Raw genomic sequence first — 13,459 nt, 5'->3', positions numbered from 1 at the left:
CTCTCAGCGAGCGGCGATCGTCTGGCGTGCGGTGCGCGCCTCGATCTTGGAAGCGAGGATTCCGTCCCAGTCATAGGGATCGGCGCGGAAGTTCATCTGGCCGTTGCCGCTGGCAAACGCGGTCCAGTAGAGCAGATAGACCGACACCGGCTTGATCAGCGGCGCGCGGACCGTATCGCCCTTGGCGACCGCAGCGTCGACCATCTCGGGCGTCCAGGTGGGATCGCCCTTCAGCAACAGGTCGGCAAGTTCGGCAGGTTTTTCAAGGCGTACGCAGCCGTGGCTCGAAAGCCGACTGAAGCTGGCGAACTTCGCGCGGCTCGGCGTGTCGTGGAGATAGACCGAATACGCGTTGGGGAAATCGAACTTGAACCGACCGAGCGCGCTCTGGTCGCCGGCCTGCTGCTGCAGCCGCGTGCCGCCGATCACCTTGAAGCCGTTGCGCTTGAAGTAACCGGGGTTCGCGCGTTCCTTGGGCCACAATTCCTTGGTCGCGATCGACGTCGGCACGTTCCAGGGCGGGTTGATGACGATGCTGTGGATCGTCGACGACAGCATCGGCGTCTCGTCGCCGGGGCGACCGGTCACCGCGCGCATCGACTGCACGGGGACGTCGCCGTCGAACACGGTCAGCACGGCGGCGGCGATGTTCACCTGGATCCGGTCGCGCGGCAGGTCCTGCGGCAGCCAGCGCCAGCGCTCCATGTTTGCCATGATCTGGTGGACGCGGTCGAGCGCCGACACGTTGAGCGCGGCCAACGTCTGCGTCGAGACGATCCCGCTCGGGTTCAGGCCGTAGCGTCGCTGCGCGCGACGCACCGCCTCGAGCAGCGACGCGTCGAACGTGTTGCCGTTGGCGTCGACGTCCTTGTCCTCAACCGCCAGGCGCTTGCGCAGCGCGAGCACGCGCGGTCCGGTCGCGCCGATCGTGAATTCGGGACCGGCGGCCAGCGTCTGCCAACCACCCGCGGCAGCGATCGCCCGGTAATTCTGGAGACCCTTTCGCAGGCCGTCATAGCCGGCGTAGGGCGGCGGCAACGAGGCGAACCAGGCGCCGATGCGGTCCTGCCGAACCGCATCGGCGAACGCCGGAGTCGGATCATAGGCGGGCGGGCGCAGGCCCCAGTCCTTCTGGAAATCGGCCTCGCTGAGGCGACCGGCATGGACCGCGCGCGCGTGGTCGAGCGCGGCGCGGACTAGTTCGTCCTTGCTAGGCGCGATCGTCGTCGCGGTGGCGGCGGACTTCAGCCCCTGCGCGACGATGTCGCCGTTGAGCAGCTTGTCGAGCTGCGTCGCCTGCTTGTCGCTCAGCGTCGGCACGGTGATCACCGGCGGCGCGAGCATCGGCGCCGTCGGTGCCACCGTCGGCGTCACCGGCGGGGGCGTAACCTGTTGCGCGAACAGCGGAGTCGCCAACAGCAGCGGCGTCGCAGTCGCCGTGGCGGCAACCGCGATCGCCGACCGGATCATGCCGGTCTTCACTCGTCCATCATCCAAACCGCGCGCCATACTCATCCTGTCTACTCGTATCTCGTCGATGCTTTCGCACGCCGTAGCTCTCCCTTAGCTGAACTGGAGTCGCTAAGCATTGCCAAACGGGCCGATTTCGTCGGTTCAGGCCGAAGCTGCAGATTTTTTCTGCCGGGCGAGCACTTCATACGCCATCACCGCAGTCGCGACGGCGGCGTTGAGGCTGTCCGCCTTGCCCAGCATCGGGATTTTCACCAACACATCGCAGGCTTCGGCCATCTCGGGCGGCATGCCCTGCGCTTCGTTGCCGGTGAGCAGGAAGGTCGGGCCGGCATAGGTCGCGGATCGATAATCGGTGTCGGTGTCGAGGCTGAGCCCGACGAGCTGGCCAGGGCCGGTGCGCAGCCAGGCGTGGAACGGCGCCCACTCGGTCTTCACGACCGGGAGGGTGAACAGCGCGCCCATGCTTGCGCGCACCGCCTCGACCGAGAAGGGGTCGACCGACTCGCCGATCAGGATCAGACCGCCGGCACCGACCGCGTCGCCGGTGCGCAGGATCGTGCCGAGATTGCCCGGATCGCGCAGCCGTTCGGCGACCAGCCAGATGCCCGACGTGGTGCGGTCGAGATCTTCGAGAGTCGCGTCGAACTCATCGAACACGCCGACCACCGCCTGCGGATTGTCCTTGCCCGATAGCTTGGAGAGGATCTCCGGCGTGGTCTGGATCGACTCGCCGCCGGCCTCTTCGACGTCCATCGACAGCGCGTGGACGAGCGGATGGTTGGCGCTGGCGGCGGCGTAGAACAGGGTGCGGGGCAGGCGGCCGGTTTCTCGCGCTTCGGTCAGGATGCGCAGGCCTTCAGCAAGGAACTGCTTGGCAGCGCGCCGATGCCGCTTGTCGCGCAGGTCGCGGACATACTTGATCAGCGGGTTCGAAAAGGCGGTTATCTCGCGGGGCATCTAGCGTCCCTTCCGCTTACGGGAGGGGTGGGGGAGGAGTTTGTAAACACGCCGTCGCTCATGCCCTCCCCCGACCCCTCCCGCAAGCGGAAGGGGGGAAGATCGTCAATCCTCGCCGAACTTCGCCTCGACCAGTTCGGCGAGCGCCGCCACGGTCTGCTCGGCGCCATCGCCGCTCGCGCTGATCGTGATCGCATCGCCCATCGCCGCGCCGAGCATCATCAGCCCCATGATCGACGTGCCGGTGACGTGATCCGACCCGTCCTTGGTCACGCGCACCTCGACCGGATGCGACGAGGCGAGGGTGACGAACTTGGCGCTGGCGCGTGCGTGGAGGCCGCGGCGGTTGGTGATCTGGACGGTGCGCGAGACCTCGCTCACGCAGCCGCCTCGCCGAGAACCTCGGAGGCCACCGAGATGTATTTGCGCCCCGCTTCCCGCGCGGCTGCGACCGCCGCGACGACCGTCATCGATTTCCGCGCCGAACCAAGCCGGATCAGCATCGGCAGGTTCATCCCCGCGATCACCTCGATCCGGCCACGCTCCATCAACGAGATGGCGAGATTGGAGGGCGTGCCGCCGAACAGATCGGTCAGCACGATCACGCCGCGCCCGACATCGACCTCCTGGATCGCCGCGGCGATGTCGGCGCGCCGGCCCTCCATGTCGTCGTCGGGCCCGATCGAGATCGTCGCGACCCGCTCTTGCGGACCGACGACATGGATCATCGCGCGAACGAATTCCTCGGCCAGACGACCGTGCGTTACCAGAACAAGGCCGATCATGTCAGCGTTTCATACTCATAAGACGACCGGTGATCCTTCGAGCGCATCTTGTGGAGCGGCCCCCAGGTCGCGGTGTGCGATACTGGGGGAAAATCCCGCGTCGCGCAACCGTCGCGCCACCCGGTCGGCGACGTGGACCGACCGGTGTCTCCCCCCGGTACACCCGAACGCGACCGTGACATATGACTTGCCTTCCGCCCTGTAGCGCGGAAGCAACAACATCAGCAGCTCCTCGATGCGGCTCACCGCGGCTTCGTAGGCGGGGTCGTCCATGATGTACGCGGACACGTCGGGATCGAGCCCGGTGCCGGGGCGCAAATCGGGATCCCAATGCGGGTTGCGCAGGAATCGCATGTCGAACACGAGGTCGGCGTTGCGCGGCAAGCCACGGGCAAATCCGAACGAGCGGATCGACAGCGTCGGCTCGCCCAGCCCATCGCCGGCAAAGCTCGCGCGGATTTGTTGTGCGAGTTCGTTTGCGGCCATGTCGGTTGTGTCGATCAGCCGGTTGGCCCAATCCCGCAGCGGCGCAAGCAATTCGCGCTCGCGGCCGATACCGTCGTTGGCCGGACGATCGAGCGCGAGCGGGTGGCGCCGGCGCGTCTCGGAATAACGGCGCTCGAGTTCGGCGCCCGAGCAATCGAGGAACAGCATGCCGATCTCAAGCCCGTGTCGATCGCGCAAATCGCGGATCCGGCTTACGATCCGCTCCGGATCGAAATCGCGCGTCCGGGCGCCGATGCCGATCGCAAGCGGTTGCGAATCGTCGGTCGATCCTTCGGGAAGCGGGGCGTCAAGCAAGCGATCGAGCAGCAGGAGCGGGAGATTGTCGACGACCTCCCAACCGAGGTCCTCCAACGTCTTGAGAACGGTCGATTTGCCCGCCCCCGACATGCCGGTGACGAGAAGGACGTCCTTCGGACGGGTCATTCTAAGGGCTCCGGATTGCGCAATGCGAGTTCGACCTTGATCGGGGCGGAGGCGTGAAACGGGTCGACCGCGAACTGGCGGATGGCGATCCCGGCGATCTTCCGGGCACGGCGTTCGGGCATCCGCTCGACTGCGCCATCGATCCGGACGAGCAGGCCCACGGGAACGTCGTCGACATGCGGCATGGCGACGATGCCGATGCCGCGGACTTCCATCCGCCCGGCGATCGTCGTCGGCGCGCGCGCGATCAGGATCTTGCCGGAGCGTAGCACCAAGGTCTGGTCGTCGCTGACGAGCGTGGCGCCGCGGTCGATCAGGCGCAGCGCGAGGTCGGACTTGCCCGATCCGGACGCGCCCTCGATCAGCACGGCCACGCCGTCGATCGCGACCGTGGTGGCGTGGAGCCGATCGGAGGAGGGGACGACCACGTGCGGTCCTTACAACGAAGGATCGGCAAGCGGTAGCCGCACGACGAACCGCGCACCGCAAAGTCGGTCTTCGCGCGATTCGACGCTGATCGATCCCTGATGTGCATCGACGATCGTCCGTGCGATCGCGAGCCCCAGGCCGGAATGCTGGCCGAATGTCTCGATGTCGGGGCGGACCGAGTGGAAGCGCTTGAAAACGGCCTCGCGTGCATCCTCGGGAACGCCCGGGCCTTCGTCCTCGACCCGGATCACCAGGTCGTCGCGCTCGGGGGTCGCCGAAATCGCGACCAGCCCTTCGTCGGGCGAGAACGAGAGGGCATTGTCGATCAGATTCTCGAACACGCGTTCGAGCCGTGCGCCCTCTCCGAGCACCGTGGCGGGGTCATCGGGCTTGCGATCGAACACCAGGCGCATGCCGCGCTCGATCCCGCGCGCCTCCCGCTGCGTGACCAACCCGTCGATCATCGCGGCGATGTCGACCGGCTCGAACTTGGCACGACTGAGCTGCGCGTCGAGCCGCGAGGCTTCGGAGATGTCGGATAGTAGACGATCGAGCCGCTGGACATCGTCGCGGACGATCGCGAGCAACTGTGCCTGGAGCGCGGGGTCCTTCACCCGCGACAGTCCCTCGACCGCGGACCGGAGCGACGCGAGCGGATTCTTCATCTCGTGCGTCACGTCGGCAGCGAACGCCTCCGTCGCGTCGATCCTTGCCCGGAGCGCGAGACTCATGTCCGACAGCGCGCGTGCGAGCATGCCGAGTTCGTCGCGGCGCGAGGGGAGGCGGGGGACGACCACTTCGCGCGCGCGCCCTAGCCGGACCCGCACCGCAGCGCGCGCTAGCCGGCGTAGAGGCCGCACGATCGTCCGCGCGAGGAACAGCGAGAGCAGGATCGAGACGATCGACACGACCAGCAGCACCATGCTCAGCCGGAACCGCTCGATCCGCACCGTCCTCGTGATGTCGCGTGCGTTGACGGTCGTCATCACGACTCCGCCTGCGCGAAGCGGTGTGGCCGCGGTGATCACCGGCGTGCGATCCGGCGCACGCCAGACGGTGGTCGCGACCCGTTGTCGAGCCCGTGCGGCGGCGACGTCCGGCCATTGCTGGCCCTGGCTTCGCTCGCGGTAGAGCGGCGGCCGCGGTGCCATCACGACGACGTCGATCGCCGCGTCGAGGAACCGCGCGATGACTTGATCGCGGTCCTCCTTATCGGGGTCCTGCAAGACGAAGTTACGCAGCCCGAGCGTCCGGCTGTCGATGATAGCCGCGCCACCAGTGTCGAACAGGCGGATTCGCGAGCCGGTATCGGCGGCCAGCCTCAGCACCAGCGGATTGCGCTGCGTGGGGTCGACCGACGAGATCGCCTCGCCGATCAGCCGAGCCTCGCGCGCAGTCTGCGCGACGCGGCTGTCGACGATCCGGCTGCGATAGGAGTCGAGATAGAAGAATCCGCCCGCCAGCAGCAGCAGCGCGAAGATATTGACCGCCAGGATGCGCCGCGTGAGCGAAATCTGCCCCGACCAGCGCAATGTGAGATCGCGCCCATCGATGCCGAGCTCATTCCTCAGAAAATCGATACCCGGCGCCATATAATGTCTCGATAGCATCGAACGCAGGGTCGACCTGCCGGAATTTGCGGCGGAGTCGCTTGATGTGGCTGTCGATCGTGCGGTCGTCGACGTAGATGTCGTCCTGATATGCCGCATCCATCAGCTGGTTGCGCGTCTTCACGATGCCGGGCCGTTGCGCCAGCGTCTCGAGGATCATGAACTCGGTGACCGTCAGCGTCACCGGCTCGCCGCCCCACAGCGTCCGATGCCGCGCTGGATCCATGCTGAGCCGGCCGCGCGCCAGCGGTCCGGCAGCCTCCGCCTCGGTCTCCGTTCCCGGCGACTGAGTCAGCTCGGTCCGGCGCAGGATGGCGCGGATGCGGGCGATCAGCAGCCGCTGCGAGAATGGCTTGGCGATGTAATCGTCTGCGCCCATCGCGAGCCCAAGAGCTTCGTCGAGTTCGTCATCCTTGCTGGTGAGGAAGATCACCGGGATCTGGCTCTTCTCGCGCAGCCGGCGGAGCAGCTCGAGCCCGTCCATCCGCGGCATCTTGATGTCGAAGATCGCGAGGTCGGGGGGATTGTCGGTCAGCGCCTTGAGCGCGGTCTCGCCGTCCGAATAGACTCGCGTGACGAAGCCCTCGGTCTGCAGCGCGATCGACACGGAGGTCAGGATGTTGCGGTCGTCGTCGACCAACGCGATCGTTGCCGTCATTCTAGGGTCGCTTGCCTCGGTCGTTGGCGTAGCGGCGTAGGCCAATCCGCGACGGCACTCAACTGGGGCCGCACCCAACTGGGGCCGCATCGGCACCGCGTCAGGGCAGCCCATTTGACCAGTGGGGAGGCGCCGCCTACATCCCGCCGCAACGACATACATACGTATGCGAAACCATCTGGAGAGATGTCTTGTCCAACGAACGCATTCCGGCCGGCGGCCTAGCCGCGCAGGGGATAGAAACCCGCGCCACCCTGCACTGGAACCTTGTCACCGCACAGCTTGTGGAAGCCGCGCTCGAACGCGGCGAGGGGACGCTGTCCGCCGACGGTCCGCTGGTCGTCGAAACCGCGCCCCATACCGGGCGCTCGGCGCAGGACAAGTTCATCGTCCGCGATGCCGAGACCGAGGCGACCGTGTGGTGGGGCAAGAGCAACAAGGCGATGGAGCCCGCGCATTTCGCCGCGCTGAAGGAGGATTTCTTCGCCATCCTCGCGCAGAAGGACGAGCTGTTCGTCCAGGATCTGTACGGCGGATCGCAAGCCGATCACCGCGTCAACGTCCGCGTCGTTACCGAACTCGCGTGGCACAACCTCTTCATCAGGACGATGCTGGTGCGGCCCGAGCAGGCGGCGCTGAAGGACTTCGTCGCGGACTACACGATCGTCGACCTGCCGAGCTTCCGCGCCGATCCCGCGCGTCACGGCTGCCGCAGCGAGACGGTGATCGCGGTCAACTTCACCGACAAGCTGATCCTGATCGGTGGCACCAAATATGCCGGCGAGATGAAGAAGTCGGTGTTCGGGCTGCTCAACTATCTGTTGCCACCGACCGGCGTGATGCCGATGCATTGCTCGGCCAATATGGGCGCGAACGGCGATACCGCAGTGTTCTTCGGGCTGTCGGGCACTGGCAAGACGACGCTGTCGGCCGATGCCAGCCGGACGCTGATTGGCGACGACGAGCATGGCTGGTCCGACACCGCGGTCTTCAATTTCGAGGGCGGGTGCTATGCCAAGATGATCCGCCTCTCCGCCGATGCCGAGCCGGAGATCTTCGCGACGACCAAGCGGTTCGGGACGGTGCTGGAAAACGTCGTGATGGATCCGGTGACGCGGTTGCTCGACCTCGACGATCATACGCTGGCCGAGAACAGCCGCGGCGCGTATCCGATCGACTTCATCCCGAATGCGTCCGCCGAGAACATGGGGCCGGTGCCGCGCAACATCGTGATGCTGACTGCTGACGCCTACGGCGTGCTGCCGCCCATCGCGAAGCTGACGCCCGACCAGGCGATGTATCACTTCCTGTCCGGGTACACTGCGCGCGTCGCGGGGACCGAGATCGGCGTGACCGAGCCCGATGCGACCTTCTCGACCTGCTTCGGCGCGCCGTTCATGCCGCGGCATCCCTCGGTGTACGGCAACCTGCTCAAGAGCCGAATCGCGAAGGGCGGCGTCGATTGCTGGCTGGTCAACACCGGCTGGACCGGCGGTAAGTACGGCGTCGGCAACCGGATGCCGATCAAGGCCACGCGCGCGCTGCTGAACGCCGCGCTCGACGGGAGCCTGAACGATGCCGAGTTCCGGACGGACCCGAACTTCGGGTTCCAGGTGCCGGTGAGCGTGCCGGGGGTCGACAGCGCGATCCTGGATCCGCGGACGACCTGGGCGGACAAGGACGCGTATGACGCAACGGCCGCCAAGCTGGTCGACCTGTTCGTCGAGAACTTCGCCCAGTTCGCCGAGCATGTCGACGAAGGCGTGCGGCAGGCCGCGCCAAGGGTGAAAGAGGCGGCGTAACTTGAACTCCTCTCCCCTCGGGGGGAGAGGAAGGGGCCCGCACGACGCAGTCGGGTGGGAAAGTGAGGGCACGGTCCTGCTTGGCGTGCCCTTCACCCGCGCCGCTGCGCGGCTTCCCTCTCCCCTGAAGGGAGAGGGTTTAGAGCGCCTCCACCACCACCTCACCATCAACGACCGACGTCACGCGAACCCGCGTACCAACGCCCGCATCCTCGCCACGCGCCGGCCAACTCCCGTCTCCGACCAACACGCGCCCACGCCCCCCGACTAGCGCCGTCTCGACCACCACGATCTGCCCCACCAGCCGCGCCGACCGATCGTTCAACATCGGATCCCCACCCTCGACCGGATAATCCCGGTACCAGCGCTTCCCGATCAGCACCGTGACCGCACTCCAAATCGCAAACGCGCCCAACTGAACGGCCACCGGCAAGTCCGGCAACACGTACACTGCCACGCCCGTCACCGCCGCAGCGATAGCGAGAAACACCAGGAACACCCCCGGCACCGCAAGCTCTGCGATCCCCAGAACCAGCGCCGCGATCAGCCACGCGCCGGCTGCACCGCCGACTACGTCAAGCGCGTCCATCAGCCTTTCGGGACCTCGCTCGACTTCGACAACTCGAACGGCCCTCGCGCGGCAGGCTTGGCCGGCGGCGACGCGACCGCGTCACGCAACGCATCCTTCGCCAGCTCCCCGATCCCCCCAAGCGTCCCCATCAGCTGCGTAGCCTCGACCGGGAACAGGATCGTCTTCGCATTGGGCGAGGTCGCGAACTTGCCGATCGCCTCGACATATTTCTGCGCGATGAAATAATTGATTGCCTGCGCGCCACCCTCCTCGATCGCCTGCGACACCGCGCGCGTTGCGGAAGCCTCGGCAACCGCCGCCCGTTCACGCGCCTCGGCGTCACGGAACGCCGATTCCTTGCGCCCCTCGGACTCGAGAATCCGTGCCTGCTTCTGCCCTTCGGCGCGCAGAATCTCGGATGCTCGCGAACCCTCCGCGTCCAGAATGTTCGCCCGCTTCTCGCGCTCCGCCTTCATCTGCCGCCCCATCGCATTGACGATGTCGGCCGGAGGACGGATGTCCTTGATCTCGACCCGCGTGATCTTCACCCCCCACGGCGTCGTCGCGTGATCGACCACATTGAGCAGCCGAGCGTTGATCTCGTCGCGCTTCGACAGCGTCTCGTCGAGGTCCATCGACCCCATCACCGTGCGCAGGTTGGTCGTCGTGAGCTGCAACAGCGCCTGGTACAGGTCCGACACCTCGTACGCCGCCTTCGCCGAGTCGAGCACCTGGAAGAACACGACCCCGTCGGTCGAGATCATCGCATTGTCCTTGGTGATGATCTCCTGGCCGGGGATGTCGATCACCTGCTCCATCATGTTCACCTTCCGCCCCACGCGGTAGAAGAACGCGGGGTAGAAATTGAAGCCGGGCCGCGCGACCGTGGTGAAGCGGCCGAAATGCTCGATGGTGTATTGATAGCCCTGGTGGACGATCTTGATGCTGGTGAAGAGGTACAGCAGCACCAGCGCCAGCAGGAGCGCGGCAACGATCAGGCCCATCGAACAATCCCCCATCCGTGTATCGCACCGCTATAGCACGTGCGCGCGCCCTGGAGCCAGACATGAGGCCTAGCCGTACGCGCCGGCTTTGGTTACATGGCGCGCCACCTCACACCCAGGAACGGCAGCTCTCATGGATATCCGCCTCGGCCTCACCTTCGACGACGTCCTCCTGTATCCGGGGGAATCGGACGTGCTGCCAAGTCAGGCCGATACCCGGACGCAAGTGACGCGCGGCATCGCGCTCAACATTCCGATCCTATCGTCCGCGATGGACACTGTCACCGAAGCCGACATGGCGATCGTCATGGCGCAGCTCGGCGGCATCGGCGTGCTCCACCGCAATCTGACGATCGAGGAGCAGGTGGTGGCCGTGCGCCAGGTCAAGCGCTTCGAATCGGGCATGGTGGTCAACCCGATCACGATCAGGCCGACCGCGACTCTCGGCGAGGCGCAAGCGCTGATGTCCGGGCATCGGATCAGTGGCATCCCGGTGGTCGAGGCGGACGGCAAGCTCGTCGGTATCCTCACCAACCGTGACGTGCGGTTCGCGGGCGATCCGCAACAGCCGGTCAGCGAACTGATGACGCACGAGAACCTCGCCACGGTCTCGACCGAAGTCGGCAAGGAAGAGGCGCGCCGCCTGCTCCACGCCCGCCGCATCGAGAAGCTGCTGGTCGTCGACGCGCAGTATCGCTGCGTCGGGCTTATCACCGTCAAGGACATCGAGAAGGCGGTTATGTTCCCCGATGCGACCAAGGACGAGGCGGGACGGCTGCGCGTGGCTGCGGCGACGACGGTCGGCGACAAGGGCTTCGACCGGACCGAGCAACTGGTCGACGCCGGCTGCGACCTGATTGTGATTGACACCGCGCATGGCCACAACCGCGACGTCGGCCGCGCGGTCGAGCGTGTAAAGAAGCTGTCGAACTCGGTGCAGGTGGTGGCGGGCAACGTCGCGACCGGAGAAGCGACGCGCGCGCTGATCGGCGCGGGCGCGGACGGGATCAAGGTCGGTATCGGCCCCGGCTCGATCTGCACGACGCGGGTGGTCGCTGGCGTCGGCGTGCCGCAGCTCACCGCGGTGATGGATTGTGCCGAGGCTGGCCACAAGGCCGGCGTGCCGGTGATCGCCGACGGCGGCATTCGCACCTCGGGCGACATGGCCAAGGCGCTTGCGGCCGGCGCGTCGACGGTGATGATCGGCTCGCTGCTAGCCGGGACCGACGAGGCACCGGGCGAGACGTTCCTGTACCAAGGCCGCGCGTACAAGTCGTACCGCGGCATGGGCTCGGTCGGCGCGATGGGCCGCGGCTCGGCGGATCGCTATTTCCAGGGCGACATCAAGGACCAGCTGAAACTCGTCCCCGAGGGCATCGAGGGGCAGGTCGCGTACAAGGGGCCTGCGAAGGATGTGATCCATCAGCTCGTCGGTGGCATCAAGGCGGCGATGGGCTATACCGGCTCGGCGACGATCCCCGATCTCCAGAAGCGCGCCGAGTTCGTGCAGATCACCGGCGCGGGCTTGATGGAAAGCCATGTCCACGACGTGACGATCACGCGCGAAGCGCCGAACTACCCGACGCGGTAAGGCTTGGGTGATCGGTGAGGGCTCGGCTAGGCGCCTCGCTGCTCTCCCGCGAAGGCGGGAGCCCAGTCTGGACCCCCGCCTTCGCGGGGAAACACGCCTTTTGTGCTCGGGCCACTCCGTAGATGCGGAACGCGCGTGGCGCGAAGGACGCAAAGATCGCTGCCACCGCTCTCCGTCATCCCGGCGAACGCCGGGACCCACGGACACGGTGGACCCAGCGTGGCGCTCAACCATCATCCAAACCGCAACCATGGGTCCCGGCGTTCGCCGGGATGACGGGAAGGGGATAACGGGCGAGCGGAAGGGCAACGCGCACTGAGCCTCGAAATTATTCCCCTCCCACGAGCGGGAGGGGCTAGGGGAGGGGATGATGACGAACACCCCGTACCAAATCCCCACCCGAACCTACGCGAAATCGGGAGCCAGTAAGTGACTCCCCCCGCACGCACGCAAGCCGCGATCGAACTCCTCGACCAGATCATCGCCGCCGCCCGCGAGTCCGGCGCCGCCGCCGATACGCTGATCGCCCGCTATTTCGCCACCCGCCGCTACGCCGGCTCGAAGGACCGTCGTGCGGTCCGCGAACTCGTGTACGCCGCGATCCGCATGGCCGGCGACCGACCCGAAAATGGCCGCACCGCGATGCTGCTCGTCGCCGACGCCGACCCCGAACTCGCCGCAACCTTCGACGGCTCGACCCACGCGCCGGCCCCGATCGCCAAGGACGAACCCCGCGCCCGCGCCGGTGTCGCCCCACAGTGGCTGACCAAAGCCCTCCGCGCCTCCGGCCTAGACGGGGCCGCACTGACCGACCTCGCCGGCCGCGCCACGCTCGACCTCCGCGTCAACACGCTGATCTCCGACCGTAAGACCGTGCTCGACGCACTCCCAGAGGCCGAAGCCACCCCCCACGCTCCCGACGGCATCCGCCTCCCGACCGGCACAAACGTCGAAGCACTCCCGCTCTTCAACGAAGGCGCGCTCGAAGTGCAGGACGAAGGCAGTCAGATCGTCGGCCTCGCGATGCAGGCGAAACCCGGCGAGCGGATCGTCGATCTCTGTGCAGGTGCGGGCGGCAAGACGCTCGCGCTCGCCGCGACGATGCAGAACGAAGGCGTGATCCTTGCCTGCGACACCGATCGCAATCGCCTGTCGCGCCTCGCACCGCGTGCAACCCGCGCGGGCGCGACGATCGTCGAGAGCCGCCTGCTCAACCCGACGCGCGAGATCGAGGCGCTCAGCGAATGGGCCGGTCGCGCGGATGGCGTGCTGGTCGATGCACCGTGCTCGGGCACCGGCACCTGGCGGCGCAATCCCGAGGCGCGCTGGCGGCTCACCCCCGACCGCGTCTCGCGCCTGCAATCGACGCAGCAGCAGGTGCTCTCGGTCGCCGCCACGTTGGTCAAGCCCGGCGGCGCGCTCGTCTACATCGTCTGCTCGCTGCTGGATGCGGAAGGAACGGACCAGGTCAGCTGGTTCCTGAACGGGCATCCTGGCTGGACCACCGAGCCCCTGTCGCTCCCCGCTGGTGCCAAACACGGCCACGGCGTCCGCCTCGAACCCGGCCGCGACGGCACTGACGGCTTTTTTGTCGCGCGCCTCCGGGCTGCGTGCTAGCCAACCGGCTGATGACCCGCCTGGAGACGATC

13 protein-coding genes are annotated in these 13,459 nt (G+C 66.8%); 3 read left to right on the top strand and 10 right to left on the bottom strand.

Translation table 11 applies throughout. From position 1 onward, the window contains the following. Positions 1–3: 3 nt before the first annotated feature. The 8 genes from ACLBWL_RS12030 to ACLBWL_RS11995 form a co-directional block, all read right to left on the bottom strand. Entirely contained in the window at positions 4–1,470 is a 1,467-nt protein-coding gene (locus tag ACLBWL_RS12030) for a L,D-transpeptidase family protein (RefSeq protein WP_447793504.1), read from the bottom strand. A gap of 144 nt (positions 1,471–1,614) precedes the next feature. Then, the gene (locus ACLBWL_RS12025; RefSeq protein ID WP_447793294.1) at positions 1,615–2,430 is read right to left on the bottom strand and encodes a TrmH family RNA methyltransferase; all 816 of its coding nucleotides are present in this window, start codon (positions 2,428–2,430) and stop codon (positions 1,615–1,617) included. A gap of 105 nt (positions 2,431–2,535) precedes the next feature. Then, entirely contained in the window at positions 2,536–2,811 is a 276-nt protein-coding gene (locus tag ACLBWL_RS12020; protein WP_447793292.1) for an HPr family phosphocarrier protein, read from the bottom strand. Then, complete coding sequence (locus ACLBWL_RS12015; protein WP_131585189.1) at positions 2,808–3,215, bottom strand: PTS sugar transporter subunit IIA; 408 nt, start codon at positions 3,213–3,215, stop codon at positions 2,808–2,810. Before ACLBWL_RS12015 ends, ACLBWL_RS12020 begins: the two co-directional genes overlap by 4 nt. Positions 3,216–3,230: 15 nt before the next feature. Further along, positions 3,231–4,145: an RNase adapter RapZ gene (gene rapZ, locus ACLBWL_RS12010; RefSeq protein WP_447793290.1), complete on the bottom strand. Its 915-nt coding sequence runs from the start codon at positions 4,143–4,145 to the stop codon at positions 3,231–3,233. After that, entirely contained in the window at positions 4,142–4,573 is a 432-nt protein-coding gene (locus ACLBWL_RS12005) for an HPr kinase/phosphorylase (protein ID WP_447793288.1), read from the bottom strand. Before ACLBWL_RS12005 ends, rapZ begins: the two co-directional genes overlap by 4 nt. Before the next feature lie 9 nt (positions 4,574–4,582). After that, positions 4,583–6,166, bottom strand: a complete 1,584-nt coding sequence (locus ACLBWL_RS12000; protein ID WP_447793286.1) for a stimulus-sensing domain-containing protein — start codon at positions 6,164–6,166, stop codon at positions 4,583–4,585. After that, entirely contained in the window at positions 6,135–6,842 is a 708-nt protein-coding gene (locus ACLBWL_RS11995; protein WP_447793285.1) for a response regulator transcription factor, read from the bottom strand. The genes ACLBWL_RS12000 and ACLBWL_RS11995 overlap by 32 nt, the downstream gene beginning before the upstream one ends. Before the next feature lie 191 nt (positions 6,843–7,033). Here ACLBWL_RS11995 and ACLBWL_RS11990 point away from each other — a divergent pair, with 191 nt between their 5' ends. Beyond that, positions 7,034–8,644, top strand: a complete 1,611-nt coding sequence (locus tag ACLBWL_RS11990; protein WP_447793284.1) for a phosphoenolpyruvate carboxykinase — start codon at positions 7,034–7,036, stop codon at positions 8,642–8,644. Positions 8,645–8,783: 139 nt separating this feature from the next. Here ACLBWL_RS11990 and ACLBWL_RS11985 read toward each other — a convergent pair whose 3' ends face one another. Both ACLBWL_RS11985 and ACLBWL_RS11980 read right to left on the bottom strand, forming a co-directional pair. Beyond that, positions 8,784–9,233, bottom strand: a complete 450-nt coding sequence (locus ACLBWL_RS11985; RefSeq protein WP_447793282.1) for an NfeD family protein — start codon at positions 9,231–9,233, stop codon at positions 8,784–8,786. Next, the gene (locus tag ACLBWL_RS11980; RefSeq protein WP_447793280.1) at positions 9,233–10,219 is read right to left on the bottom strand and encodes an SPFH domain-containing protein; all 987 of its coding nucleotides are present in this window, start codon (positions 10,217–10,219) and stop codon (positions 9,233–9,235) included. Before ACLBWL_RS11980 ends, ACLBWL_RS11985 begins: the two co-directional genes overlap by 1 nt. A 133-nt stretch (positions 10,220–10,352) precedes the next feature. Between ACLBWL_RS11980 and guaB the strand changes: the two genes are divergently transcribed. After that, the gene (gene guaB / locus ACLBWL_RS11975) at positions 10,353–11,810 is read left to right on the top strand and encodes an IMP dehydrogenase (protein ID WP_447793278.1); all 1,458 of its coding nucleotides are present in this window, start codon (positions 10,353–10,355) and stop codon (positions 11,808–11,810) included. 429 nt (positions 11,811–12,239) lie between these two features. Continuing rightward, complete coding sequence (locus tag ACLBWL_RS11970) at positions 12,240–13,427, top strand: RsmB/NOP family class I SAM-dependent RNA methyltransferase (RefSeq protein WP_447793276.1); 1,188 nt, start codon at positions 12,240–12,242, stop codon at positions 13,425–13,427. Positions 13,428–13,459: the final 32 nt, after the last annotated feature.

Source organism: Sphingomonas sp. M1A8_2b (assembly GCF_053345535.1).
The sequence above is the reverse complement of the archived record's forward strand: the minus strand, read 5'-3'. Positions and strand labels throughout refer to the sequence as shown.